19 protein-coding genes and 2 pseudogenes are annotated in these 25,386 nt (G+C 55.2%); 10 read left to right on the forward strand and 11 right to left on the reverse strand.

Translation table 11 applies throughout. The features are described from left to right. Position 1 precedes the first annotated feature (1 nt). Positions 2-1,663 (forward strand): nuclease domain-containing protein, encoded by a 1,662-nt coding sequence (locus EC839_RS22815; protein ID WP_132833174.1) that lies wholly within the window; start codon positions 2-4, stop codon positions 1,661-1,663. Positions 1,664-2,537: 874 nt separating this feature from the next. Here the strand turns inward: EC839_RS22815 and EC839_RS22825 are convergent. Beyond that, positions 2,538-3,932 carry a site-specific integrase gene (locus EC839_RS22825; protein ID WP_132833176.1) on the reverse strand — a complete coding sequence of 465 codons (1,395 nt, stop codon included), beginning with the start codon at positions 3,930-3,932 and terminating at the stop codon, positions 2,538-2,540. Between the two features lie 320 nt (positions 3,933-4,252). Between EC839_RS22825 and EC839_RS22830 the strand changes: the two genes are divergently transcribed. Continuing rightward, the gene (locus EC839_RS22830) at positions 4,253-4,648 is read left to right on the forward strand and encodes an FAD-dependent oxidoreductase (protein ID WP_080568345.1); all 396 of its coding nucleotides are present in this window, start codon (positions 4,253-4,255) and stop codon (positions 4,646-4,648) included. Between the two features lie 463 nt (positions 4,649-5,111). Then, the gene (locus EC839_RS22835; protein WP_039975338.1) at positions 5,112-6,578 is read left to right on the forward strand and encodes a glycosyltransferase family 9 protein; all 1,467 of its coding nucleotides are present in this window, start codon (positions 5,112-5,114) and stop codon (positions 6,576-6,578) included. A 4-nt stretch (positions 6,579-6,582) separates the two neighbouring features. On the opposite strand, the gene EC839_RS22840 is transcribed toward EC839_RS22835, so the two are convergent. The 8 genes from EC839_RS22840 to EC839_RS22870 form a co-directional block, all read right to left on the reverse strand. Next, positions 6,583-7,359, reverse strand: a complete 777-nt coding sequence (locus tag EC839_RS22840; protein ID WP_007159158.1) for a glycosyltransferase — start codon at positions 7,357-7,359, stop codon at positions 6,583-6,585. Continuing rightward, entirely contained in the window at positions 7,356-8,489 is a 1,134-nt protein-coding gene (locus tag EC839_RS22845) for a hypothetical protein (protein ID WP_007159157.1), read from the reverse strand. The genes EC839_RS22840 and EC839_RS22845 overlap by 4 nt, the downstream gene beginning before the upstream one ends. Further along, positions 8,486-9,340 (reverse strand): histidinol-phosphatase, encoded by an 855-nt coding sequence (locus EC839_RS22850; RefSeq protein ID WP_007159156.1) that lies wholly within the window; start codon positions 9,338-9,340, stop codon positions 8,486-8,488. Before EC839_RS22850 ends, EC839_RS22845 begins: the two co-directional genes overlap by 4 nt. Beyond that, positions 9,337-10,365, reverse strand: coding sequence for a radical SAM protein (locus EC839_RS22855; RefSeq protein ID WP_007159155.1), 1,029 nt, complete (start codon positions 10,363-10,365; stop codon positions 9,337-9,339). Before EC839_RS22855 ends, EC839_RS22850 begins: the two co-directional genes overlap by 4 nt. A 79-nt stretch (positions 10,366-10,444) precedes the next feature. Beyond that, positions 10,445-11,674: a hypothetical protein gene (locus tag EC839_RS22860; protein ID WP_007159154.1), complete on the reverse strand. Its 1,230-nt coding sequence runs from the start codon at positions 11,672-11,674 to the stop codon at positions 10,445-10,447. 28 nt (positions 11,675-11,702) lie between these two features. Next, on the reverse strand, positions 11,703-11,846 hold the full coding sequence (locus EC839_RS24275; RefSeq protein WP_007159153.1) for a hypothetical protein: 144 nt from the start codon (positions 11,844-11,846) through the stop codon (positions 11,703-11,705). 30 nt (positions 11,847-11,876) lie between these two features. Beyond that, positions 11,877-12,686: a ubiquinol-cytochrome C chaperone family protein gene (locus EC839_RS22865; protein ID WP_007159152.1), complete on the reverse strand. Its 810-nt coding sequence runs from the start codon at positions 12,684-12,686 to the stop codon at positions 11,877-11,879. An 11-nt stretch (positions 12,687-12,697) separates the two neighbouring features. Next, on the reverse strand, positions 12,698-13,333 hold the full coding sequence (locus EC839_RS22870) for a helix-turn-helix domain-containing protein (RefSeq protein WP_256681097.1): 636 nt from the start codon (positions 13,331-13,333) through the stop codon (positions 12,698-12,700). Between the two features lie 364 nt (positions 13,334-13,697). Here EC839_RS22870 and EC839_RS22875 point away from each other — a divergent pair, with 364 nt between their 5' ends. Next, positions 13,698-14,801, forward strand: a complete 1,104-nt coding sequence (locus EC839_RS22875; RefSeq protein ID WP_132833177.1) for a hypothetical protein — start codon at positions 13,698-13,700, stop codon at positions 14,799-14,801. 649 nt (positions 14,802-15,450) lie between these two features. Here EC839_RS22875 and EC839_RS24695 read toward each other — a convergent pair. Beyond that, a pseudogene (locus EC839_RS24695) lies at positions 15,451-15,732 on the reverse strand (hypothetical protein). An 863-nt stretch (positions 15,733-16,595) separates the two neighbouring features. On the opposite strand from EC839_RS24695, the gene EC839_RS22885 reads away from it, so the two are divergent. The 3 genes from EC839_RS22885 (at position 16,596) to EC839_RS22900 (ending at position 22,918) form a co-directional block, all read left to right on the forward strand. Further along, positions 16,596-16,832 (forward strand): MbcA/ParS/Xre antitoxin family protein, encoded by a 237-nt coding sequence (locus tag EC839_RS22885; RefSeq protein WP_132833178.1) that lies wholly within the window; start codon positions 16,596-16,598, stop codon positions 16,830-16,832. 1,177 nt (positions 16,833-18,009) lie between these two features. Then, on the forward strand, positions 18,010-19,827 hold the full coding sequence (locus EC839_RS24700; protein WP_256681098.1) for a hypothetical protein: 1,818 nt from the start codon (positions 18,010-18,012) through the stop codon (positions 19,825-19,827). A gap of 1 nt (position 19,828) precedes the next feature. Then, on the forward strand, positions 19,829-22,918 hold the full coding sequence (locus EC839_RS22900) for a tyrosine-type recombinase/integrase (RefSeq protein ID WP_132833179.1): 3,090 nt from the start codon (positions 19,829-19,831) through the stop codon (positions 22,916-22,918). A gap of 17 nt (positions 22,919-22,935) precedes the next feature. Here EC839_RS22900 and EC839_RS22905 read toward each other — a convergent pair whose 3' ends face one another. Continuing rightward, complete coding sequence (locus EC839_RS22905; RefSeq protein WP_023123783.1) at positions 22,936-23,148, reverse strand: helix-turn-helix transcriptional regulator; 213 nt, start codon at positions 23,146-23,148, stop codon at positions 22,936-22,938. A 147-nt stretch (positions 23,149-23,295) separates the two neighbouring features. On the opposite strand from EC839_RS22905, the gene EC839_RS22910 reads away from it, so the two are divergent. From EC839_RS22910 to EC839_RS22920, 3 genes and pseudogenes are all read left to right on the forward strand, one after another. Continuing rightward, positions 23,296-23,529, forward strand: a complete 234-nt coding sequence (locus EC839_RS22910; protein WP_003292744.1) for a hypothetical protein — start codon at positions 23,296-23,298, stop codon at positions 23,527-23,529. Then, positions 23,522-24,696, forward strand: a pseudogene (locus tag EC839_RS22915) (Arm DNA-binding domain-containing protein). Before EC839_RS22910 ends, EC839_RS22915 begins: the two are co-directional and overlap by 8 nt. Next, entirely contained in the window at positions 24,693-24,977 is a 285-nt protein-coding gene (locus EC839_RS22920; RefSeq protein WP_132833180.1) for a hypothetical protein, read from the forward strand. The pseudogene EC839_RS22915 and the gene EC839_RS22920 overlap by 4 nt, the downstream one beginning before the upstream one ends. Positions 24,978-25,386 lie beyond the last annotated feature (409 nt).

The following is a 25,386-nucleotide window of genomic DNA, read 5'->3' on the forward strand; positions in this document are numbered from 1 at the left end:
TATGGCGATCATCCGATGCATTGACAAACAGGGAAGCGCGTTCACTGTCGCCCCCAAAGGCTTGGTTTCTGGCTTCACGGAACGCGGCACCTATTATTTTGAGGTTATCCCAGGGTGGCGACTGTTTGTAGACGATGAGCCTTTGGAAACTTCGCGTCATGAGGCATTTAACGCTTGGCGATGGCAGCCGGGATTTTATGCAGGCAAAGTCATCGCTGAGTTAGTTGATTCGACTGGTAAAGTCGTAGCGACTTACCACTTTGATGTGGCTCCGGATCAAAACAAACTCGGCGAGACTTCGTTCGCAGCGATGCTCGACGAGCTTCTAACCTTCGATCTCCGTTTGCTTTTGGGCAATGAATACGCCCAGATAGAGGTTGGACGTGCAGGTCGAACCAGCGACCCACATCTGCAGTATGCAAGGCTGAAACGTTATGGACCGGAGCTGTTATCTGCGTTCGCCGAAGTCTTGCGCAAGCCGCTAACCTGGTTGCGCCGAGAGCGCATATTACGGCCAGCACATCAATTACGTCGTATTGATCGCCAGACCGTGCGCCGTGCCTTGCAAGACCCAGCGGCGACGGCGTTGCTCTATAACCTCGGCCGGGTGAGTGCCGATAGTGAGGTGCTGCACTTCGATGTGCCCAGTGTGCTCGAGAATCTCGATAACCCGGCCAACCAGGCATTGGCCGTTGTCCTGAGCGAAACCCTGCGACGCAGCCGACACGTCATTGCCGAATTGCAAAAGCTCATTGCTCATGAGCGCGACACGGGCGCTCGCTCTGCCCTGGCCCCTCGGCTTGGACGCCGTGTTGAGTTCCTCGAAGGCTTGCACAGCGCCCTCCGGAGGATTCAGCGCAAGGAACCCTTTTGTTCGCTGAGCCAGCCTTGTATTAGTGCTGCGGGACTCAACGCGATTTCCGCTCATCCTGTATATGCCCGGGCTTATCGATACGCTTGGTACGTGCTGCGCCCGGGAATTGATGGCAGTAGCGAGGGAGAACGTTTGTGGATCAGTCCGACGTGGGAGATCTACGAGCGTTGGTGCTACCTCCAAGTGGTCGGCATGATGAAGACGATCTATCCCGACTTGCAGTGGATTTATCGTTGGCCCGGCTCGCGCGTGGACGTCATACGTTGTGAAGGAAGGACTACCGACACACAGGTCGATGTCTGGCTACAGGTACGCTGCCCAGCTTTCGACCAACCACCCTCTCACGGTTTTTCCAGTATTTCCGGGGAACGCCGCCCCGACATTGTCGTCACTGTGAGTAGCCCGGCTGGGCGCTCATTCATTGTAATAGACGCCAAGTACCGTGTTGGACGCGAGTGGGTGTTGGAGGGTATGGAGTCTGCGCATCTGTACCGGGATTGCTTGCGTTGGGAAGGGCGAAAGCCGGATTTATCAGTATTGCTGGTACCCCGTGGAGGAGGTGCTCCATTGTTGGAAACGATGAAGTACCGGAAAGACAATGGTGTTGGCGTTGCGGTGCTGAGCGCTGAAAGGAACGGACTCCACGAGGTGCTACGGTCCTATTGGACGGGCTCCCCTGATTTAGAATCAGGGGAACATCCTATGGGTTCTGATCCTGGCTTCCACAGCCTCCGTTACGTGCCGCCGTGCGCAGACGAAGCTGATAGCCCAAGCCAGAGACGCAACTGACCAGCTCCGGTAATGTGTCACCAGCCGATCGGGTTCTATCCCATTTCCACGGACAGCTTGAAAAGGGCTAGCACCAGCATAGTCCACCCAATGTATCCTCTACTTGCTTGTAGTCGTGCTGCAGGATCTCCATTTTGCGTTCCATGCGGCAATGTCGAGAGCATTGTCGTCGCCGCTAGGCTTTTTCTTTCTCTCGGTGAGCATTCTGGTCGCGTCGCCGCCAGGATGGCAGATGGGCATTCAGAGCGTGAGTAATTCGGCCCGGATAGCGAAGGTTGCTGCGTTAGCTTTCTCAATTGGGAGCAGCTCGGATCCTTACCGACTTGCTCGGAAGAGCTGTCCCTTCAAATACTCTACTTGTCCCTTCTCAGCCCTCAGGCCAGCGGCCAGTTCAGCCTTCTCGCTCTCCAACCGCCGGATGATTTCGCCCAGGCTCTGTACCAGACTGCGCAGAACACTGAGCTCTGCCTTGTGCTGTTGTGTGTGAAGCCATTGCAACCAGAGTACGATTGACTGCACTAGTACTACACAAAATGAACCGCCCACTACCAGCCAAGCCATGCTAATCGCATCCATCGCTAATTCCTTCTGTCCTCTCGCCGTCAGCACGGCCAACAACTGAACAATATGTCGTGACTCAAGACACGTCGATATTGTTTGCATGAACAGGTAAACAAAGACAGCAGGTGTCTCCAACGGCTCAAGCGGGAATTAGCTGAGCTGTTTCTGTGGTGACGGCGCGATGAATGGGGGCAAGTAATGTACCGTCATTAAAATTTACATAACTAGAGGCGGCGTCCCGAGTCGCTCGTGGGGCCTCACGCTTGTAGTGCTGCTCGCTAAAGCCGCTTTTGTCCGGTTCCTGTTGAGAAGGCTAGCCAGCTGCTGATGTTGCTAGGATCGTTTCTAGCCTTTTGCCCAGAAGGCGCCAAGCCTCGGTTTTTTCCTTGGCATAGTCGTGATGCAGATAGTGCCGACGCACCTTGGATCCGCCCAGCAGGTGGTTCTGGCAGCGGTCGATGATCTCCAAGGTAATACCGAGCTCCTGCATCATTGTCGCGCCAGTGCGGCGCAGATCATGCGGCGTCCATTCACCTCTGGCTCCATTGCTCAGTACTAGCGAGTCGTCATGATGCCGGCCGGCCAGAGGCTTGCTGCGGTTCTTGAAACGGCACTGCCGATCTCCGATGAGTTTGCTGACCGTCTTAGTATCAACATGGCTTTGGCTGTCCTTGCTGGGAAAGCAGAACGGTGTATGGCCGGTCTCTTTTTGTAGGCGCTTGAATTGCGCTATGGCGAACGCTGACAGGAACACATGGTGATCCTGGCGTTTGCCTTTATGCCCTTTGGTAGCCTCGGCGGGGATGAACCAGGTGCCTTTCTTCAGGTCCAGGTAGCGCCACTCGGCCTTAAGCAGCTCGCCGATACGGCAGAGGGTGCTCAGGCAGATCCACAGAGCGCACTGGACGCGCGTGTTGACCGGGCGAATGCCCGAATACTTCTGGCCAGCGGGAAGCTCTTCGTAGTCTTTCTCTAGGCGTTCGAGGATGTCACGCAGCTCGCGAATCTCGTCGGGGGAGAGCAGGCGGTCGCGTTGTTCTTCATAATCGTGATCGAGCAGCTTGCTGACATCTATAAGGTCGGCTGGATTTCCGTCAGTCATCAGGCCTCGCCAGGGTTTTCGTTTCTCACCCCAGTGCAGCATCTGGCCAATGTCGTTGTTGCGGATGACGACGGTGCGATTCAGACCGCGGGCTTTGACTGAGCGCAGCACCGTGAGCAGATCCTTTTCGGTCAGGCTGCGCAGTGGTTTCTTGCCAATCAGCGGTAGGACATCTTTCTTGAAGCTGCGGATCAGTTCGGCATTGCCATCCTGGCGGGAGACGCCGTCGCGAATCCATTCATCAAACAGGTCGGTCACCGTCTTGTTCTCGGCAGCTTGGCGTTCGGCTTCGGCAATGGTCGCTGCGACTGCAGCTTGAGCTTCGATCTTGGCAGCTTTGCGGGCAGCGGTTGGATCGATGCCTTTTGCGGCGGTCGCTCTAACCTCATCACGTTCGGCACGAATCTGAGCAAGAGATTTCTTTGGCCAGCTGCCCAGACTTTGATCGCGTTTCAATCCGTCTTGTTTGAATTCGTAGCGAAACTGCACTGTTACACCACGGACGCCTGCGCGAACTCTGGCAACCAGCCCACTGTCCTCCCGAAGGATTCTGCCGTCATCGGCAGAAGTAAGTGCCTCAAGCTGCTTCGCCGTCAACTTTGCCACTCTCTACCCCTTGCTTAATCCGGTTGCCTTAGAATTTTACCCCACTTTTACCCCACCGAATCGCTTGGCTGGTGGTGGACAGCATTGTACGCTATGGGACGGCAGAATAGCCTGTAAGCCCCGTATTTGCTAGGATTCGTGAGTCCATTAGAGTCCGTGGTGATCTATAGGAATCCACCAAAAAAGCGCATGGGGTGCAAGGGGTCGAGTGTTCGAATCACTCCGTCCCGACCAAATCTGAAAAACCCGGTCACTGAAAGGTGGCCGGGTTTTTTATGCACGATCGTTTTTTGGTCATTTAAAATTTCTGCGCCTATGGCCTGGCGAAGGCCGGTACCAGGACGCTGGTGCTCGACCAGGGCGATGACGCCTTCCGTGCCTCGCGGGGTAACTTCGGCCTCGTCTGGGTGCAGGGCAAGGGATTCGATCGCCTCGAATATTCCCGCTGGACGCGGTCCTCGGCACTGGCCTGGGCCGGGCTGGCCGAGGATCTGCTGAAGGAGACGGACGTGGATGTCCGCCTGAAGCAGCCCGGCGGCTTTCACATGTGCTTTTCCGATCAGGAATTGGCGGAGCGGGAGGCGCGGCTGGTGGGTATGCAAGCCGGTCTAGGCGATTATCCCTTCGAGATGCTGGATCAGGCGGATCTGCGGGCACGCCTGCCCGGCATCGGTCCAAAGGTCGTCGGGGTCGCTATCGTTGCAGCGGCGGAGTGAGATTTAGCGCAGCATCTCGATTCAGGCGAGACGCTGCGCCTAAAAAAACGTAGGTTTAGCGAGCTGTAGTCAAGCCTACGACCCCTGCCTTCGGAGGGCAATGCGGTACAGGAATTTTAATCGCCACCGGTCGCTCTTAAATGCCGCAAAACGCCGTGAATCAAGGCTTTCAGCCAGCTGAGCTATTTGTAAAATACGACCTATTGCCGCACTTAAGGTCTACCAAGCATGGCACAAAGCAGAAATTTCCGATGGTCATTTTGGACCACTAGCCCAGACTTACTACCTGAAAAACATCATCGAACTGTCTACCGAGACTTGGCCACGACGCTGCTCCACGCGGTAGCGTCTTTCAGCTAAGAGCGCTTGCTGCTCTACCGTCCCAGATACCTATTTAGGCCGATGTTGGTAATGGCCGTGTGCTATGGATACCATCGCTGGCTAGCCCCGAAAGCGAGAGCAGATGTCGAATTTTAAAAATTCTCGAAAGGCTATCGTGCGTAGGTTGATGCGCTGCTTAGTCGACCGTCAGCTGGCACCTCGCGACTTTGCCCAACCCTTGCATGTCGTAGTTCCGCGTTGGGATGCCAAACTGGGCGACGCCATCATTTCTTCGTTTTTCTTTCGGGAAATTCGAAAGCTTGGTGCCCGGGTCACCGTGCTCACCGTTCGTGAATTGGTTGACCTGCATCGCCTCGATTTCGGTGTCGACCGAGTAATACCGGTTACATGCGCACCCACGCTAACTAGGATGGGACCACTGGTACGGGAATTGGGGCCTGTCGATGTGTTTGTCCACCTAGTAGGCCGTATCCAACCCATTGAGATGCTGTTCATACGCTTGATTAGGCCCGCTCGAGTCTACTCGCTGGATGATGCCCTGCACTGCGTTAATGGCAAGCTCGGTGAAGCCACCATGCAGCTCAATGTGGTCGAGCGCTACACCCGGGTTTTGCTTGATCTCGGAGCGACCCGCATCAACCACGACTATATTGTCCCGCTCCCCGAACAGTGGAGCGGTAGCTCTGTTGCGGACATTCTGGTCAACCCCTATGCCAGCCGACCTGATAAAAGTCTTAGCTTCTCCAGAGCGCTCTCATTGGTTCGTGCCTTGGCGGATGTTTGGCCGCAGCACCAGATCGGCATTCTGTGCAGTCCGGCCAGCCGTGCGGAGGCGCAACAGCTTGAGCGCGATATCGCCCGTAGCAATGTCCGGGCACTGTTCGAGCTGGACACGCCTCGCGCGGTTGCGGGGGCAATCCATCGAGCCCAGGTGGTTGTCAGCGTGGATACATCTATCGTGCACATAGCCGTCGGACTCAAGGCAGCATTGGTCGCGATCTATCCGGCTGGTAACTCTTCCAATCCATGGCTGCCGCCGCCCGCCCCCCATACTCGAGTTGTCTTCTGCCGCCATGAACCACGTCAATATCTATACGCCGGTGTGAAAAAAATTAATGAATTTAATGATTTAGATGTGATTCAATCGGTTACTGAACTGCTTGGGGAGCCTACCGCTGCTACCCTCATATTAGATGCCGATATCATTTCAGGCCTGGGTGTGGCTACTGGCACCCTAGCCCGTCAGCTACCCCTAATAAGTCGGTCTTTTCCAGAGGTCGCCGAGTGCCACCCGGGTACGCTGAACTTGCAATTGTCACGACCGCTGCGTTTGATCCATCCTCATCATCGCAGCAAGCCGCTGGCGTGGACTCCGAGCGGACGTACCAGGGAGGTGTTCGACTTGCTGCGCATTGAGTTGGAGTTTGACCACTTTGCTCAACGCGTGCCGGCCTGGCTGTACGTCGCCCATGGCTCGCCACACCGGCAGAACCTGATGGTGCATGAGGTGATCGCGACTCGCTTGGAGCTAGCTGGGGCCAAACGTTGTCGGATGCACCTGCCGGCGCATGCGGTGAGTCTGGCCTGATCCCTCAGCCACAACGTTCGATCAAGCGCTCACACTCCCCCAGCCAATAGTCACGCTCGGGTTCGATATGCAGGAATATGCGTGACAGCAGAGTACCCTCGGCAAGGAATTCCGCCACCGTCTCATCGCGTGTCGCTGTCCGCTTGAACCAAGTGTTGTACAGCTTGAGCAAGCTCACATCTCGCAGCAGGAAGTCGCTTGCTTCAATGTCTGTGCGCCTCATCACCGAGCAACTGTCGAAGTTGTACAGCGGTCTATAACCTGGGTCGCAGACCGAGGGCGCAATTGGCACCTGCTGGTGTGGCGACCTGGCGATAATGTCCTTGATCTGTCCTGGGTTGCCCCATGCATGTGTGGCCTCGGAAAGCCCCGTCGCCAGTGCCTCGGCAAGATGGATATTTCCCGGCTGGGAGGCGAACAGGCATTCGCTATGCCAGTGAAGGCGCTCGTCGAGTCCAGCAGGGAAGAGCAACGAAGTTGGATCGCGCAGCAGGATGCTGTCCGCGTCGATCCAAGCCCCTCCATGGCGGTGAACGTAGGCCATGCGAATGAAGTCGCTTTTGGCGACGATCGACTTGATCCCTTTGTCCATGCTGAAGGCTAGTGGCCCGAAGCGCCAATCCTTGCTGAGGACAGAGGCATCTATGCAATGCTCTAGGCTGTCCGAGGTTAGCAGGGTGAAATTATCACCCAGCGCCCGCTGCATGGATACTAGAGCTAAGGCAATCCACGGCGGCATGTTCTGACCCTCCGCCGTTTCCCAGTAGCTCACGAAGCTCACACACACAATGCTGGCCTGTCTGCCGTCACATCGCTACAGCGCAGCAGCCCAAGACCCTCAAGGTAATGCCGCAGTAGCGTCAGTGAGGGTATGCATTCGGTCTGACGCAGGAACTCGTTTCCCAGAGCCGCTTTGTACAACCGCATCCAGTTGGCCGCCGGGACTTGCTCTAGGAATGCCGGCAAGGCCTGGTAGTTGTTCGCTGAAAACAGTAGACGCAACGTACGCAGGATCGGTTGGTAATCCGCTGCTACAAGCAGGTCTGCCAATTTGTCGTCGAGATGATGGCTGATTTCCACCATATTTAGGCGCTCTTCGACGGTGGCATCTGCTAGGGCAACCCGAGGGTCAAGGGCAATTGGGTAGATCGCCTGGAACGAGCGGGCACCGGCTATCAGGGACTCACGAAATACTTTGTCGGCGGTCGATCCGGTCACTAGCACATCGTCGCCAAAGATGACGTGCACGCCGCTCCAGCGATAGAAGTTCTCCGCAGGTATCACATGGTCTTGGACAAGATTGACCCGCTCACGCTCTTCAGTACTAAGGCTTGCGTAGTTCTCACAAGGCGGGGCGATGCGCGGCAATTTGACGTTGATCAGGGTGGGCAGGCCCATATGGGCTAGCTTGACGTTTATCTCCTCCACCACGATGTCGTAGAGCACGTTGGCCGTCGAGGGCACGTTGCGCCAACCAGTGGTCATCAGGACCACATTGTCGTGGTGCGTCAGCGCGCTGGTGAACAATCCTGACCAGTGTGATGCTGGGTCATCCAGCTGCCGCTCCAGATAGTGGATAACTAGGTCGGCGAGAATGCGGATGTCCTCTGGGCTGCCGTATTTGGCACGGCTATAGATGGCCGTCAGCTCAGAGGCGCTTGCGCCACTGCTCATGTCGCGGAATCGGCCGGCGCCGTCGAGGGTCAGGCAGTTCACGGCATGACCGCCGAGTACGGCGACATAGCTGTCCATATCAATCAAGCCTTGTGTCATCAATCCGCCAGCGAATGCCCGCAGACCGCCATTCACATCCTCCGCCTGCGGCTGGGCTAATGCTTGGCGAAAGCGCGCTAGCTGTTCCCCTGCAGGCGTCGTGGCGAGTAGTTTCCAGTCATTCGATCGAGGGGTCATGGGGCAGTCCTTGTATGAATACCTGACGACGGGCTGAAAAAATCGAGAGGCATCTCGATGCGCCGACGGTTCTCGAAGTAGCTGATCCACTCCAAGCCAAGCGGGTACAGCTCATCTACTAAGGTGCGGATGCCGCCCCCCGCGTCCAGTGGGTCATGGGCGTCGGACCCTATCGTGAATGCAACGCCATGGGCGATCAGTTGGGGAAGCAGGATGCGTGATGGATAGTTCCAGACGCCTTTAACCTCATGAGTGGAGCCGGGTAATAGGCTCGATTTACGAACTCCCGATGCATTCAATTCGTAGGCCACGCCGTTGCGGGCGAAAAGTGGCAGCAGTGGTTCCATCCGACGCAGCACTACGTCTTCCGCCACTCCGCGCAACAGAGTGTCGGCGTGCCCGACTGCGTCGAAAAGCCCACACTCCAACAAGGCTTGCAGATGGGCGAAATAACGGTCGAGAAAGCCCGGGGAGGCTAGTCGCGGCAACTCCCAAACCTTAGCCATAGGCTCATCTGGCAACTCGACGTAGTGGATCGAACCGATGGCGAAATCCAACTCAAACCGTGCCAGCAAATCGCGGTTGTACGCATCAGCACCCGGCATATAGTCGAACTCCAGTCCGCGCAGGATCTTGATCTGCCCCTGGTGCTCCTGTCGTGCCCGCTCGATATCGGCGAAATAGCACTCAAGCTCCGCTTCCAGTAGACGATTATCGCTGTCCACCGGAAATGGCGCGTGGTCGGTGATGGTGAGGATCTTCACCCCGGCGGCGATCGAGGCCCGCACTAACTCGTCCACCGTCCCGACGGCGTGTTTGGAATAAAAGGTATGGCTATGGGAGTCGATCATGCCGGCACCATCCGTTCCAGCAGGCCATCGTGATTAGCCAGTTCCTTGACTAGCCAGTAAGGGTTATTCGCCTTGCGCAGGATCTTGTGTACCAGTTCGAGGTCGTCGAGACGGGCTAGCAGATCCTTCAGCGGTTGGCTGTAAAGGGCGCGAACCAAAGGCGTGTCACGTACATGAGTGGCCAATTGCTCCCAGCCGATCCGATCGAAGTGGATATTGCCCAGGCATTGGTGCTCGATGCCGTACAGGTAGACGTCACCATTTGGTTTCACGGTCAAATCCATGCCGTTGACGTGAGGGTGCGGATTGAGGCTGCCAAGAGTGAAACGCTTGTTGACCCGGGTCTCAATGGCGTCGATGTAGCCATGGAGGTCTAGGTAGCCTGGTGGCGTGTCGGCTGCCGGATGGACGAGATTCTTATAGTCGATGCCGAAGCGTTCCTCGCCGCTTACCAGCATATCCTCCAGGGCATTAACCCCAACGATCTCGACTTCGATGCCCCAGCAGGCCAGTTCTTCTCGGAGGTAATTGCGGGTGAAATCTCGATCCGTGTCGATCGAGCGGAACGAGAAGCTCAGCCCGGCTGGCTTGTGTCGCTTCAGGTAGTCCAGGCTGAAGCCATGAGCTCGCCATTTCACCTTGTCGATATGGTGGCTGTCAGAGCTCAGACGGATATTGCAGGTGTCGCCGCGGCTGAGCACGATGCGATTGGTAGTGTTATAGAACTCCGCCATCTTCTCGTGAGGAAAGAAGCCGCTTGTGATGAATTCGAAACGCTTGCCGCCTTGGGAAAGCTCAAGAATCTCGTAGAAGACTTTGGCGTTGTTGAGGGGTTCGCCTTCTCCGCTGATGGAGATGCGCTTGACGTCGGGATCGTTGATTAGCGTAGCGAGGTTTTCCCGGGCGAGGCTCGATAGCTCCATGCTCATCCCTGACTTATGCTTGTCGGCATACATGCAGAACGCACAACCAATGCCACAGATTTGCGTGATATCGATGTACAGCAGGTGGCCTTTCAGATCCATCTTTCTTGCCTCGTTGCTAGCCTGGGCGGGTGCGTAGGAGTGGTTGTTTATGACCGGAGATCGTCGGCCGCGTAGGGCCTCAGCGAGGCAGCAGAATTTGCAGTTGCGGGATCTGCACGGAGTCGCGATGGACCACTGCATGCAGTACTCGATCCTCTCGGACTGCAGCCATGTCCGGGTAATCGCTGTAGTGGTCGTTACTAATTACATAGGTCTTGACATCGAACTCTGCAGCGGCCAGCACCGAATGGTCGGCGGTGAGGGTGGGTGGCATAACCAGCACCCGGGCCTGCGGAAACATTGCTTGGAGTGCGTTGTCGCTCTTATTGAGCTCGCGGCGAATGCCGGGATCGAAGACCAAGGTCACGCCATAAGTCGTGGCCAGATGAGGTACAAGTGTCTTGAGTACTTCCGGACCTATGAAGCGTCGTTTCCCGCCCGCTTCGTTCAAGTAGCAAAGATTATTGCCATCTATCACCAAGTTACGGATTTCTTTTTCTAGCAGGCGAATGCTGTCACGTAGGCGGCGCTTGCGCTTTTCCTCTTCTCGTTCCAGTTTGCGCTGTTGGAATTGCCGATCCTTCAACACCCTGTCCGGACTGCGTTGCCCGACGCCAAAGCGGCTTTCACATTCGTCATGGACGATTCGTTTATCGAATGAGCTTTGCGCATTGCCCAACTGGTTGATGAAGCATTCGGCATCAATGATGTCCCGCTCCACCGCCCGCAACTGATCATGAGTAGCTTTCCAATTGCGATACACCTCTCCGGCCACTGCCTCCCAGTGGGCGCTGGCCTTTCTAACTTCGTCGGCGACGCCCTGCAGGCGTTGCACGTCGTTATCCAGTTGAGTGATGGTGGCCTTGGCCTGCAATGAGTCAAAGTCCTTATATCGCCGCGAGTTAACCATCAGGCGCAGGTGCTCCCGCTTGCTTTTATCTGGCCTGGATACCAAGTCCTCTTGCCGGCTCTTGAACTGCGCCAGCCGCTCCTGCAGGGTGCTTACCTTGCGCTCAGCCACGCGTCGTTCGCTGGAAAACCAGTGCAATGGCGACAAGCCTGCCTTGGCAACGCTCTTAGCGCTAATCAGCTCGGCGCGACTGGTCTCGATACTCTGCTCGACCTCGGCAAGTTGTTCCCGCGCTACGAGAGCATCCCGTTGCATTTGGATGAGCCTGGTATGGTTGCTCTCGTGGTCGAAGTGCTCAAACCACTCGAGGTCGGCACGCAGACGCTGGATGTCTATGGAGATCTTTACGATTTCCCCCTGGAGGGATACCAGCCGTTCGGCGTGATGGTTGCTGTACAAGATTCTAGTCCCTACTCAATCCGTTGATTCAGGCAGCATTCTGAGCGGCGCGGTTGCCAGAGGCATGCACGACTTTGGCCGCGAGTTGTAGCCCTACCACCGTGGCCGCGCCGGCGGCGAAGCAGATAACGTTGGTCAAGAGAAACTCGAGAGGGGACATCGTAGGATTCATGGACTCACTCCTTGGCCGTCTAAGTGGGCGTCAGGCGCCCAGATTTATCCCGCATTTGCCACAGAAATTAGCGCCGACAGTGACTACCGTATGGCAACCAGGACAGGTTGATTTGAGAAACATCTTCTGACGCATATGGCCTATCTGGATGACGCAGGGCACGGTGACGCGATACGCCGGGCTGGCTAGGTCGAACGCCGTCCAGATTCCGGTGATAGCCCAACCCACCGGGCCTGCCAGCACTGCTAGACCACGGCCCAAGGTGCTGGAACCTGCCAGCACGACACCACGCCCTACCAGGCTGCTCATGGTTGCGCTGGCGACCACCGCTGCCACGTTATAGGAAGCCAGGCCGGAACTGCCGAGTGAGGCTAAGAAAGCCGCCGATGCCCCCGGCCCCATGCCGGGGCGGTACTCCAATTCTCCCAAGGACCGGAACAATGTGCCTCGGTCTTCCTCGCTCATTCGTACTAGGGACTGAGTGAATACGTTGGTGATGATCTCCATTTCCATATCAGCGCAGCTGGCGCTAGTCTTGTTCTTCGCGCCAACGTGTCCGGCCACATCCGCCAGTAGCTCTCGGTATGGCACACCACTGCCACCGCGGAAGAGGTTGGCCAGTGAGTTGCCGCCAAAGCGGGTCAGTTCCTCGGCAATAATGGCCCCGGTTGACTCGTCAGCACCCCTGTCCTTAGCGGCCATCAGTTGACGACAGATCGAAGATGACAGGGAGATGCGGCCCTTGCCGCTGTCGGTGATTACATCTATCAGCAGCCCCATGTCGTCGGCGCTGGCACTCATCAGTACATCGGCAAGATCGGGGTCGTGAATGATCGGCATCCCAGCATTCCTTATTGCTTGCTAGAAGAAGGATCGTGGGGCGTGGCCTGGCTGACCCAGGCGCCCGCTATCGCGGCCAACCACTTACGTGGGCCGGATTGTGAGATTTCGCGCAGCATTAGCGCATCGAGCTTGAGACAGGCGCGTCTACGCCACTCGTCACGGGCGTTGGCTCGGGCAACCTCCGGCGAGGCACCAACAAACTTGGGGCGCTGATCCGGGTGTACCTTGCATTCGCGCAGGACCTTCTCCACAGGATTGACCGCCTGAAGCCGGTCTTCGGCTTCCAATTTTTGAGCAGCAGCTAGGTAATCGCCACTGTTGCCGATAGCGCTGGCCAGCAGTGCCCAGTCCTGGGGGCGCATCAATAGAAAAGCAGGTGGCACACCCAGAGCATCGGCAAGACGCTCGATAGTGCTGAGGTCTGGGTTGGCATCGCTACCTTGGCCTGGCGACTTCAGCGACCGCAGCGTGCTACGAGCAATCCCGGTTTGCTGCTGAATCTGTACTGCGGTCAAAGGCCCAGGAGTGTTGGCATAACGTTGCGTTTCCCGCTGCGCGCCTGCAACCGCGATAACGGCGCACAGATTGCGGCTAAACCATTGCCCGAGTGAAAACTGAGTGGACTGAGGAGTGAGGGTATTCATTGCCATCATCTCACGATTGGATGTTGGCACCTTAGCCGCGTTATCGACGTTTCGAAAGATCTAAGTGGAGCGTTGTGGCTCCATTTCTGTTGTGTAATGGAGTGCCTACGATCCATTTTCTACGCGTAGCTTTGCGTGTTGACCGTTAGAGTCACGCACTCTAGCTTGGGAAGCTATCTATAGAGAATCGATTGCAGTGCTCAAAGATGATCTCGTTGCTGCTGTTTCTTTTTGGCAAGCGGAAGCTCTGGCACGACATAATCAAATAATGACATGTGCCTCCCGTAGTTTCGGAAATGTTGATTTGTCCGCAGTCGAATAAGATTTGAAAGAACACTGATCCTATATACAGTGGAGTAACTGGATGGACCGCGAAGAGTTAGAGCAGTGGGTGCAGTTCAGGATTCTGAAGCGGTTCGACGTTTTAGTCGATTGCTCTTACCTGGAGACGCCCCTCCTCAAGAAGCTGGCAAAGAGACTGCCCCGCACCACCGGCGAAAATTTGACCTATGCCGCTTGGTGTGAGCAGGTGTTCGGCTTAGGGCTTCGCCCACGGGTTGCCATCAACAATAAGGAGGTTGTGGGCCAAACGCGCCTTAGCTCAATAGGGTTAGGATTGGCCAGCCAGCTTCGCCGCCAACAGCGTACCCTCAAGGAGTTACAATCCAAGCTGGATCAAAGCTTGGAGGAGCGGTCAGCTTCTCTTGAAGCTCCTCCCACTCCGCTACCCGCTATGGAGACTAGGGAATCATGGGGGTGGCGCAACTTTTACGCAGGCGGATGGCGGGGTTTGCGTCGCTTGCTAGGTAAGGTTGAGAATGTAGGAAATGCGCATATATTCGATTACCAAGGCGCGACCAATCGAGACTATAGGGTCGAGCTGATTGAGCTAGTCCGATCTGCGCTCGCTGATGCTGCGCAAGTAGGATTCGGTGTAAATGCAACGTTTTCAGCTGAGAAAGTCGAGGATGTCGCTATTGCGGCCAGAGTTTTCTATGACAGTCCGGGAGAGATGCTGAGGTATCCCGTGGGAAGCTTCGTTGTCAACGAGATGCCGACCGATATTTTGCACCTGACGGATAGCCTCCATCAGCAAGCGTTAGAAGAAGTACGCGATGAAAAATCCTCCCTTTTAGTGAATGTTTACGAGTTTGGAACCACAGCGGTGCAAGACGACGCGGCAGTGCAACACTTCATTCGCTACCTCCAGAAGCTCTTCCAGGCTTTGGCGAAGTCCGCTGATAGCGTTCCAAGGGGGGTTCTGCGCGAAAAGATTCTGCTAGGTCTTATGCTCTCGATCTCCGCGCCTAACTGCTCTCTCGAGCTATCTCAAGCGGACCTGAATTGGCACGCATGGCGATCACCGTATGACGATGATTGGAGCATCAGTGAAGAGCAAAAATTTGACCTGGATCCAGGAAGTATAGTGGATATGTTTATCGCCAAGTTGAGCCGCCAGCGTTTCTGACAAGCTTTGCCAAAGCTGTTAGTTACAATAGTGAGTCTTACGCCGCCAAAACTTAGATCTAGCATCTAAAACCGTCAATGAGGGCTCAGTGTATGTGGAAGGTGCGTGAAGCCAAACTGGTTTCAGGAATGAATGCGTTTTCTCTGCGCTTCCAGCCCGCGTTGCTAGAGTTCTAAAAAAAGCTATAGGCATGGTGCGTGCGAGGCGGCGCGGCACGGTTTAGGCACAGAATTGGTAGAACGATAAAAAAGGGCCCGTCGGAGGCTAATACGGTACAGGAATCTTGGTTGGCGGCAGGCGTTCAAAATTGTCTCTAGATGCCGTACGGCAAGGTTTCCGCCTTTTACTGCGCCTAGCAGTTTAAGGAAGATGGCAGCATCCAGATGTGGTTATCCTTGGCACAATAAACGAAATTTGAGATATCGCTTTTTTTAGTTGCTGGCCGCGCTTTAATGCGTCTTCCCATTGAGCCTGAGCTCCGCTCGCGGTCCGCAGCGAGCAAAGTAGTGCAATACTCTCACCGGTGGGCTTAGAGCGTTAACGGGTCTCAGGTGCGTTTTTGTCACCATCGGCGCGTGTGAAGCAAGGTTACAGTCGTCCCGCTTTTAAGCTCGCTAACCTATCGCAGGTCCTAGGCGCTCACATATGCTCAACCCAAGCATGGGGCTGGCCAAAAGTATCGGCGCATGGCCGACCCTACTCTGGCAAAAGGCAATGCCAACGTTGCAATTGCCGAATGGCCAGTTAGCTCATCCACACGATCAGGTATGCGAGGTGACCTACTAAGCACTAGGCGGCAGGCCGTACCCACATACTCCTCAAGGAGGTAGAGCGTGCCCCCGACCTCGACGCTCAGTTCCTGCACAACCTCTTAGGGAAGCCGAGCAGCACCGTCACCGTTCCAGTCTTCGAGCACCACATTGTGCTTCATCATGACTCTTAGAGCGGTTAACTGGATGTCCGCAGGGGGAGGCAGCGGAGCTGTTGCCAACGAAGTCCTGCGGCGCAGATTGAAAGCATAAAACTCTATCGCGGAATTTTGCAACCACCGCTTAGGAATGGCTGCTGTCACATTTCTGAGAAATCGCACTGGCTTTTCAAAAACCTAGGCTTATCCAACGATGCTTAGCGCAGGAATCGGTATTTGGCTAAGCAGCCAAATACCGATTCCTGCAAAGGCTGCGGCTCGGCCGCTCCAGCCGATCAATACGAAATTTCCGGACTCGGATGCCGGAAGCGGATTATAAGGCCTGTCCTCTGCTGAGGTCTGCTGACCCGAAATGGCGGCTTACAGTCCGTTGAGGCCTTCATTATCAGAAAACCCCAATCCAGCCTCGCTTGCGCTGATCCGAACGACGTGATTTCGGGGCTTGGAAAGGTTGGTGCTGACCTGCGAATTTCATCCTCAATTCCCAATGTGGGAGTTGAGTAAATTTTCAGTGCAGGCGTTAGCACAGCCGAGCATGCGGTTATCTTGGCATTTCGTATCTAATCGGGAGAACAACTGATGAGATGGTTGTTTGTGGTGATGCTTAGCGGAGGCGCAGGGCTTTGGCTAAGTAGCCAGTACCAATTTCCGCAATGGCTACTTTGGGCCTTGCTGACGCTAGGGACCGCGACGTGGTGTTTTGCTAAGTGGACGGAATGAAAGGATTCTAAAAAAGGACGTAATCATGATGGCGCGCGCTGATCGTGGTTGGATTGCATGGCATCTTCAAGCGGCAAAAACTCTACAGGTTTTAACTCAGAAGCTCTGATGAAATGGAATTCTTAATAGCTTAGGAAGAGGTCGTGATGCGTAAACGGCGTTCAGTAAAGAAACACTCGGTCCAGTTCAACCCAGAACATTACAAGAGGGTGCTGGAGCGGGCAATTGACGTCTTTGGTAACCGAGAACTAGCTGAGGAATGGCTTTGCCGACCTTGCAGGTACTTCAATAGTGAATCACCATCGGCAATCGTCGCTGATCCGGCAGGATTGCAAACTGTCGAGGCTTACTTGCAACGCATTGAGTATGGCGTGTATCACTAAAAGTGCAGTCGATGCCTGCCCAATATTTCGGCTCAATTTTCTACTTTGAGGAAAGTAACTAGCCGGTGCCGGTCGTTTGGGATGTATCGCACGCCGATGTTAGTACCGCTTGCTTCCCCGATCGATTATAACTATTCAGGCAGACCTTGCCCTCTTCTGATTCAACTGGGTGTGGCCCTTCAGTTAAGCGCTGCTTATTTTTTGATCTTGCTCATGATTCACAGCGTTAAAGCTGATCCAATTTCGCTTCCTTGCTAAGGCGAGACAAGAGTCGCCGCAGCGCTGTCAATGTGTTCAATCTGCTAGATCACCTTTGGATTCCACTCGGTTTTATCGCTTCTTGATCTGCAGCATGGTCTCTCGCACCTGGAATGGCAGTGCTTACTGAAGGTGTGCCACGAGGTGTCACTCCAAAACCAGTCATCTGGCAGCAACTAGGTTCGACTAGGTAGGCATCGAAAATCCGCGCATGCGCGGATCGTGTGCGCCCGCGATTAGGGGATTTGGCTCTCCCACTATGGAGGTGAACCCTTTGTAGAGCGGTAACCACATGAACCGAAAAGCGCTAATTTCTCTGGCCATAGAGCAAGGCCAATCCGGCCAAGTAGTTGGAGAAATCCTTGATGTCCTTTGTGCACATCCAGATCTGATCGACTTGCCACGTATGGTGGTAGGGCTGCTGCGCGCATTGCGTGTATCCGAGCTTGGTTCACCTATCAGAATAGGGAGCTGTGATCCGCTCGTGTGGCGAGAGACATGCCTGTGGATCGTCTCTCTGAGCAGACAGCCGCAAATCTCGGAGCGTTTGGGGAACCGCTTCTGGTTGGGGACACCACCCCCTACTCGAAACCCAGTCTTGAGCAGGGGGGTGACAAAGTATGGGTTCCCTTATGCAGCGCTGTGGCATGCGCCACGAGATACGGAGAATGCACCAGACTACGACCGCCTGGTCGCTCAGCTACTCGCGGCAACGCGGACCCCTAGGCAGTCGCCACTGTCCGCTCAGCGGTATGCCGCGTTTCTAGATTTGAGGTGGTTGTGCGAAACGCGTCATCTGATCATTCCCCCCAAACTGAGGGTTTGGGGGGATACAGCCAGCTTCGTGGCGGCATGTCGAGGTTTCTCAGCACCCGATTCTAGGTCGGAGAATGCAGATCGGTTCGCATCTATTACTCGATTGGTTCGTTACAGCCAGGGGGAGGAGCCGCCAACGAGATCAGGCGGCGGCGGTATCCGCGGCCGGCGCGGAAAACCGGTCGCTCTAGAATCAACGCATTTCATTGCTGAGGATCGCGATGGTTTTGCATTGGGCGATCCAGATGATCCTGACCAGTTGCCGGGTCATTATCAAATCCTCACCCAGCCCCCGACTACTGATACCGACATAGCTGAGTTAGCTCCAGATGAGTTGAGCCCTGTTGCTGAAATCTGGGTGCTGGACGACGCGTGTGCAGAGCGGCCATTTGTTGCTGATTTGCTCAGTCAGCGGAGCATCGAAAATCACATAATACGAAGTCGCCAGCAGTTGCCGTTCACATATACCCAATTCACTCTGACAGAGTTGAGGGATCTCCTGTTCGGCGCCAGTGATATGTTTGAGGAATGTCGGCGGGCGCTAACCCATAGCCAGAATAAGGTGCACCTTCAGCTGCGGATGGAAGCCATCCTAATGCTGCACATAAGCCTCTGGCTCGGACAGGCTCCATACCAAGTCGTTCAGCTAACGGTGGTTGATCGGGAAGCAAATTGCACCGACGGTATGTGCCTGTTGAGAGGGGCAGTCTCGCAGTTCTGTGTTCGTGTTCGTCACCCGGAATTGGTGGGAGATGAGCGTTGGCAGGCTAAATACGGATTTCGATCTTCACAGGCCCGGCTGCTACTGCCTGATCTGGCCGGAAGCTCTGCTTTGATAGCAGTGCTGTTGCGACATTTTCCTCGCACGTCAGATTATGTTTTTACCCGTCAGGCCGAAGAGCTGGTCGTAGAAGTCAGGAAGATTCTCTCGGTTCTAGGCAAGAGCGATCCCAGATACACCCTGAGCAAGGTCAGGAATTACTTGTTCTATCAGATCGCCGCGGACACTCAAGACGTAGCTATCGCTGGAATGCTGTCTGGCGTCCGCGTGCCTTCCGCACAAACGCCACAGTATTACCTGCAACCTAGGGCCAGCCATTTACAGCACATCTACCGTTCTTCTCTGGGACGCGTCCTACAACGTGTCTATGCCTGTGCTGGCTTAGCGTACCAATTGCCAGAAATGGATAAGGTCGATCAGCACGGAAGTGTGGGCGCCACGCACTGCCTATTGACCGAGACGATTGCATCCAATGTAAGAGCCATGGCGAACATCCTGCGTAAGAAGCCGTCATCGACTCTTGTTCACCAGATTACGTGGCATAACGTCTACACCCTATGGGTTGTGCAAATGTTCATGCTATCTACAGGCTGCCGGGCGATCAGCAACCCGTTGCGATTAGTCGACGAATTTGATTCGCTACTAAGGATTGGCGCTATAGCTGACAAGGACAACGGCGATCGGCACATGAGCCGGCTGGTCTGGGTGCCTGAAATGCTGCAACGGCAATTGGCCCACTACCTCGCACATTGCACGGCTATCTCGAAAGTGCTTCTCTCTGGCTCCTCGGAGGATCAAGAGCGATGGTCTCGCGGGTTCTTTCTCTCGCACAGTGATAGCGGAGTCCGCCGCATAGAGATCAGGCCCGCCACTCTTTACCTGTATATGGAGCAGGTGGCTGATTACATCCCACATCGGGTCAATGCTTACCGAAAATTTGTACGTACAGAGCTGTTCGAGCGTGGCTGTCCTGCAGAGGTCCTTGCTGCATTTATGGGGCACTGGCTGCGCGGAGAGGAGCCTCAAGACCCGTATTCATCGTTTTGTCCCGCAGCCTATGCCGGGGTGGTGGGTGATTGGATAACGCAACTGCTGAAAACACTGGGCTGGTACGTTCAGGGAAGTCGGTGGGGGCGATGAGATGACACGTCTGAGCGAGCAGGAGGTTGAGTATTTATGGTCTGCAGAACCTTATGAGCCGGACTGGAGAGGAATGGTTCGTGAGCGTTTGAGGCGAATCGCTGAAGAATGTGGAGTGCCACTGGGGCAGTGGTTACTGGGTGCATGTGCCATTCGAGACATCACTGTCGAGCATGTACGCGAGTTGGAGGCTCAATTAGGAACTGATCAGGCGTTGCGTAACATGCTGCGAAGCATTACCCAGCGGGTGCGGAACCACCTCCCCAGATTCCCACTGGCGCGCCTGGCCATCGCGGTTGAACGTCCCGCAAACCCGTTCAACCCAGATATGTACACCGCTGAGCGATTACGCCTCAGCCGTCAGTTGCTCAGGGCCTTGCAGATGGGTTACCGGCGCGATCTCGAGTCGCTCCATCCTCCACAGCGCGTCGGACTACTGCTGATGAGCGCTGCCTATAGCGGTGGGTTGCTAGATATCGCTCAGCTGGATGCTCTCGTTTCAGTACCCTTGGAGCGGATCGAATGGCTGGCGGGTGTGCCTGAGGTAAGGCTTCCTTTATCGCTTCGCGGCAAGCGAGAGGCCGAGCACAGACAGTGGTTCCCGGATCCGGCGACGCTGATGTTGATGTTTCGGTGCGCGGACGATCTTCGCTTATTGAAAGAGCAGCTGCAGCGTAGAGGGGGCACGCTCCGATGCGTTAACGCATTTTTGACGTCATCTGGGATGCCCGTTAAAGATCTCCCGGGCAGTCCGAGAGAACTACTGGAGCTGCTACGTATGCAGGTGCAGTTGCACCTGCCTCAGATGATAGTCAATTTTGCCTGCCGACAGATGTTCGTGTCCCATTCACTGCGCCCTTCCTCATGGGGAGAGATATTTGGGGTCGCCGGACTAGATGACCCTGCTAATGCTTATGGAAGAAGTGCTAGTGAGGAGGCTGAAATAGAGGAGGGGGCGGACGCGCCAGATTGGTTACTGGAGATATGTCAAAAGATTCGCTCGGAAAAATGCATTGAGGCACCCCAAGATGCCAGTGAGCTTCAGCTCTTAGTGACGGAGTGGGCAGGCTGCATGCTCTCTGGGGGCTCGGTATATGGAAACAGTATCGGCCGATCGACAGTCGCCCGCTATGTTCGACTGCTAGGGCAGGCGTTCGAACAGCTAGATGGTCTGACGGTATTCAGACTGGAGCCAGATGCACTGGAAAACATTTATGAAGGTTTGCTCGAGGCCCAGCCCAGCGATGGCAAGCGCCGGACTCTGGCTAGAGCAATTTATGAGTTTCATACGTTTCTGGAGCGCCATCACCATTATCCTCCCATCAGCCCCTTTGCAGTATTGGGTATCGGCCAAGACGTCTCAAGCGTTGATGCACGTATCCTCTCTGAAGATCAGTATCAGGCGGTTTTACGCGCTATTGCTACCTGCGGACTGGAGCTTCGAACACCGCATTTGGTGACAGCGGCCAAGTTGCTCCTCATCTTAGGATTCCGGCTAGGCTTGCGGCGTAACGAAGCCCTGAAGCTACGGCTATGCGATATACATTTTCCCTTGCTAGCAGCGGATTGCAGCGAACGCATTCACCAGCGTCAACCAAACATGCGCAAATTGTCTCTAACAGAGCTTGTTCATATGGACTTGCCCATTGACCTGCTCGTTCGACCTCACGCCCTGCGTGGCCTGAAAACACAAAACTCGGTCAGAAGGCTGCCCCTTGTGACGCTGCTGGAGCCTGATGAGCTTACTTTGTTGATGAGCTGGTGCCAGCAACGTCAGGCAGAGGAAGGTAAAAAGCCATTTTCGGAGTTTCTGCTCTGTATCCCAGAGTTGAGATCACAGTGGATAAGCGAAAGCACTTTAATGCCGGCATTACATGCCTGCATGCGTGCTGTGACGGGTGCGGACGTCATTCATTACCATCATCTGCGCCACTCATGCGCCACCTGGCTGATGCTCAAGCTGAGCGGTTTAGTTACCAATGTCACACCGAAGCTTATTTTCGATGATCTACCGCAGACCAGCCGGTGGCTGCAGGATCTAGAAAGATTGCGTGCTGGGCTAGCACCGCCCGGTGGCGGGCCAACACGGCGTGTTGCCCATATCGTCAGCGCCCTTCTCGGCCATAGCAGCCCGAAGGTGTCGCTTCTGCACTATGTTCACTGCCTGCCGCAGATGTTGGCACTAGCCTGGCAGTGGAACCCCAAAGCCTGGCTGTTTAGCGCTTACAATGTAGCTTCGATTGCACAGGTGAGTCTGCCTACGATGGAGGCGTCTTCGGAAGCTGAGCACCTTCTGAAGGTTATCGGTCGGGTCAGGTCTCTCAGAGCGCATAGGCGGACTCGAAAAGCTGTAATGCGTCCAGTCGCGCAGTTCGTTGAGCAAAACTGGGCGATAAAGCGAATTTGCCAAATCGAGTCCATGCTGGCCTATGCCTCCTATGCGGAGGAAGCCAATCAGCAGGTTAATCTGGATTGGCTGGAATTTTCTCCAGAGGATCGGGCCTTGATGCTTGAGCGGGCGCGTTATATACGAGATTTGGCACAGAACTCTTTGTCTAGTAATGCCAACAAGCACCGATTGCGTTCTTCGTTACACACCAATGCGCCATCGCTAGTGCCGATGCCGCCGCGCCATGGGGGACGAAATTCAGTAGCTGTTTACGCCCACTGTCTATACACGATCTTGGAAGGCGCCGAAGGCGATCGCGCTAATCGAGTTCTAGATGACTTTGTAGAGCGAAGCTGGTTCTCGGAAAGCACTCTGCGCTTTTACCGTAAGCGTGATGAGGACCAGGCACGGGACTACTTGTGGCTGCTGACTGCGCTAGGCATTCCTGCGCGGTCGATTGAGCTGATCGTTTATGACAGGCGAAAGCCGAGAGCGAGCAAAGCATATTGGCGCCGCGTGCTTGGAACCCCCCGGAAGCCAGTCGCGCTGCTCCAGCCGGAGAATACCGAGGTGGAGAATCTGCATTTAGGCATTCGCGCCACACTGGAGCTCCAAGATGGATTGCAGCAGAACAGGCATTCAGGCGCGGCCTTACGTTACCTGCTGCTGATGGCTTCTATCGACTGGCATTTTCGCGCCTGACCAGGTCCGGAGGACATTCAGCCTTCCGGATCATCCTGCAACTCTAGCAAGTCTCCCACTTGGCAGTTCAGGTACTGGCAGATCGCTTCGAGGTCCTTGAGCTCTACCCTCTGCGCGGTCTCGTGATACAGCCGCGTGAGGGTTCCGCGGTTGATCCCGGTGTCCCTGACTACGTCACTGATCTTCAGTTTCCGCTCGCCCAGTAAGCGAGACAAATGGCACTTGACCATCCTAATCTCCAAAAATGATCTGCAGAAGATCATTTTGTCCTTGCAAAGCTCAAAATGAGCGCTATATTGATCTGTAGGAGATCATTATGAGTATTCAGGAGCTCATAAGAATCCGCTGTCGTTCAATTTAGCAGAGAGGGCATAGCCATGTCTCACACATACCTGACTACCGAAGAGCTGGCCACGCGCATGAAGTACGACGCGCGCACCATCCGTAATCGCTTGAAAGACTCAGTCCTGCTCGAAGGGATTCACTACTTCCGTCCCTTTGGCGGCCGCAAGATCCTTTTCATCTGGGAAGCCGTCGAAGAAGACATGCAGAAATTCTCGCGGGCTTCTGGGTTGGTTCCGATGGCTGGTGGAGGTATTTGCCATGGGTAAGGTTCGCGCCCGTGCTGACAACGGGAAGTTGTTCTTCGACTTCACCTATTTGGATCAGCGGTGCCGCGAGCAGACTACGTTGCCTGATACGCCTGCTAACCGGAAAAAGCTGGAGAAGATCCTGGAGCGCATAGAGGCGGAATCACCCTCGGCTGCTTTGACTACGCCACCTACTTCCCTCAAAGCAGCAAGGTGCAAGAGATCAGTCGGCTGCAGGCTGGCTGTGCATCACTGAAAACACCACTTTTCAAGTATTTTGCCGAATTGTGGTTTGAGGAGATGAGGGTCGAATGGCGTGATACGCACGCCAAAACCGTGCGCCTTACCCTTGATAAGCACTTGCTGCCTGAGTTCGGCAAAAAAGAGGTCAGCGCCATCACCAAAGCAGAACTTCTGTCATTCCGCTCGGCACTCGGCAAAGTCCCCGGGCAGAAAGGTCAGAGTCTGACAGCGACGAGAATCAACCACATCATGACGCCATTGCGCATGATCCTTAGTGAGGCAGCTGACCGCTTCGAGTTTACCTCGCCATATCTCAACATCAAATCACTGAAAGTCCCCAAGACAGACGTGGAACCCTTCACCTTGGATGAGGTGCTGCAGATCCTCAGCACAGTGCGTGAGGACTTTCGTAACTACTACACCGTGCGCTTTTTCACAGGCATGCGGACGGCAGAAGTCGATGGTCTGCAATGGAAGTATGTCGACTTTCAGCGACGGCAGATTCTGATCCGTGAAACCTGGGTGGGCGGCAAGCTCGACTACACCAAGAACGACGGCTCACAGCGTGAGATCGATATGTCTGGGCCGGTTTACCAGGCGCTCCTCGGCCAGCGGGATAAAACCGGCAGCGGACAGTTTGTCTTTAGCACCCGCGAAGGTACGCCGCACGCATACCGCAACATCAACGACCGGGTTTGGTATCCGCTGCTGCGTCACCTGGGTTTGCGTAGGCGGCGTCCCTACCAAACCCGTCATACGGCCGCGACCCTCTGGCTTGCTGCAGGCGAAAACCCGGAGTGGATCGCCAGGCAGATGGGACATACCACCACCGAGATGCTGTTCCGTGTCTATTCGCGCTATGTCCCCAACCTGACTCGTCGCGATGGCAGCGCCTTCGACAACCTGATCAAAGCCAATCTCAACGCCTGGGGAGTTCCACCATGAAACTGATCAAACGTGCCAACGTGACCCCTCTGCATCCATCGATGGAGGCTCGCGAGCATAAGTACCTTAAGCATCTGGCTTCAGCCATGAGTCTCTACCTTGAGAACCCCCATGGCACTGAGCTTGTCTGCATCCTCGGCTCCGGCTACGAGAGGGATAATCGGCACGCCCTCGAAATCTGGATTGCCTACCACCGGAATGAAGTTTTCGAGACGCGCCTGCAGGGTCGAAGTCCCCTGCATCATCTGATCGAGAAGCTTGAGAACCTGTTGGTTAACTAAGTTCGGAAGGGGCCGAAAGGCTCCTTCATTGTTCGCCCTTGCTAGTGGCAAGACTGCTCCATTCACTCGCTAATCTTCGCTTGGTGGAGTCACCAGTCCCTGCCGGCTACACCTCAGCTTGTACATGTAGTCAGACATTTGAAGACCCGGATCGACGGATTGGTTTACTATCCATGGCGCGAACCAGAGCACATTTTTTCCTGCCTGCAGGCAGGCAAGAGGGAAGCCGGGGGTACAGGGACAGTGGTAAAGAAGCAAAGCGTATTGGCAAGCTGGGTGGGCGGGAATGATCTCAAGGCAGTTGAGGGCGGTGATGTTGGCGCTGATGGAAAATTGACCCACCCTGCCGATTGAAATTTGACCCAGGGCGGATTGCTGATTTTGTTACCAGCAACTGTGGATAAGTCTA

It is taken from the genome of Pseudomonas sp. JUb52, assembly GCF_004341115.1.
GTDB lineage: Bacteria > Pseudomonadota > Gammaproteobacteria > Pseudomonadales > Pseudomonadaceae > Chryseomonas > Chryseomonas oryzihabitans.

Coding starts and splice junctions, on each gene's coding strand:
- EC839_RS22875 (WP_132833177.1), top strand. CDS start 13,698: ATGGACCGCGAAGAGTTAGAGCAGTGGGTGCAGTTCAGGATTCTGAAG.
- EC839_RS22865 (WP_007159152.1), bottom strand. CDS start 12,686: ATGCCGATCATTCACGACCCCGATCTTGCCGATGTACTGATGAGTGCC.
- EC839_RS22885 (WP_132833178.1), top strand. CDS start 16,596: ATGCGTAAACGGCGTTCAGTAAAGAAACACTCGGTCCAGTTCAACCCA.
- EC839_RS22815 (WP_132833174.1), top strand. CDS start 2: ATGGCGATCATCCGATGCATTGACAAACAGGGAAGCGCGTTCACTGTC.
- EC839_RS22850 (WP_007159156.1), bottom strand. CDS start 9,340: ATGATCGACTCCCATAGCCATACCTTTTATTCCAAACACGCCGTCGGG.
- EC839_RS22920 (WP_132833180.1), top strand. CDS start 24,693: ATGAAACTGATCAAACGTGCCAACGTGACCCCTCTGCATCCATCGATG.
- EC839_RS22845 (WP_007159157.1), bottom strand. CDS start 8,489: ATGACCCCTCGATCGAATGACTGGAAACTACTCGCCACGACGCCTGCA.
- EC839_RS24275 (WP_007159153.1), bottom strand. CDS start 11,846: ATGAATCCTACGATGTCCCCTCTCGAGTTTCTCTTGACCAACGTTATC.
- EC839_RS22900 (WP_132833179.1), top strand. CDS start 19,829: ATGACACGTCTGAGCGAGCAGGAGGTTGAGTATTTATGGTCTGCAGAA.
- EC839_RS22910 (WP_003292744.1), top strand. CDS start 23,296: ATGTCTCACACATACCTGACTACCGAAGAGCTGGCCACGCGCATGAAG.
- EC839_RS22835 (WP_039975338.1), top strand. CDS start 5,112: ATGTCGAATTTTAAAAATTCTCGAAAGGCTATCGTGCGTAGGTTGATG.
- EC839_RS22855 (WP_007159155.1), bottom strand. CDS start 10,365: ATGGATCTGAAAGGCCACCTGCTGTACATCGATATCACGCAAATCTGT.
- EC839_RS22870 (WP_256681097.1), bottom strand. CDS start 13,333: ATGAATACCCTCACTCCTCAGTCCACTCAGTTTTCACTCGGGCAATGG.
- EC839_RS22905 (WP_023123783.1), bottom strand. CDS start 23,148: ATGGTCAAGTGCCATTTGTCTCGCTTACTGGGCGAGCGGAAACTGAAG.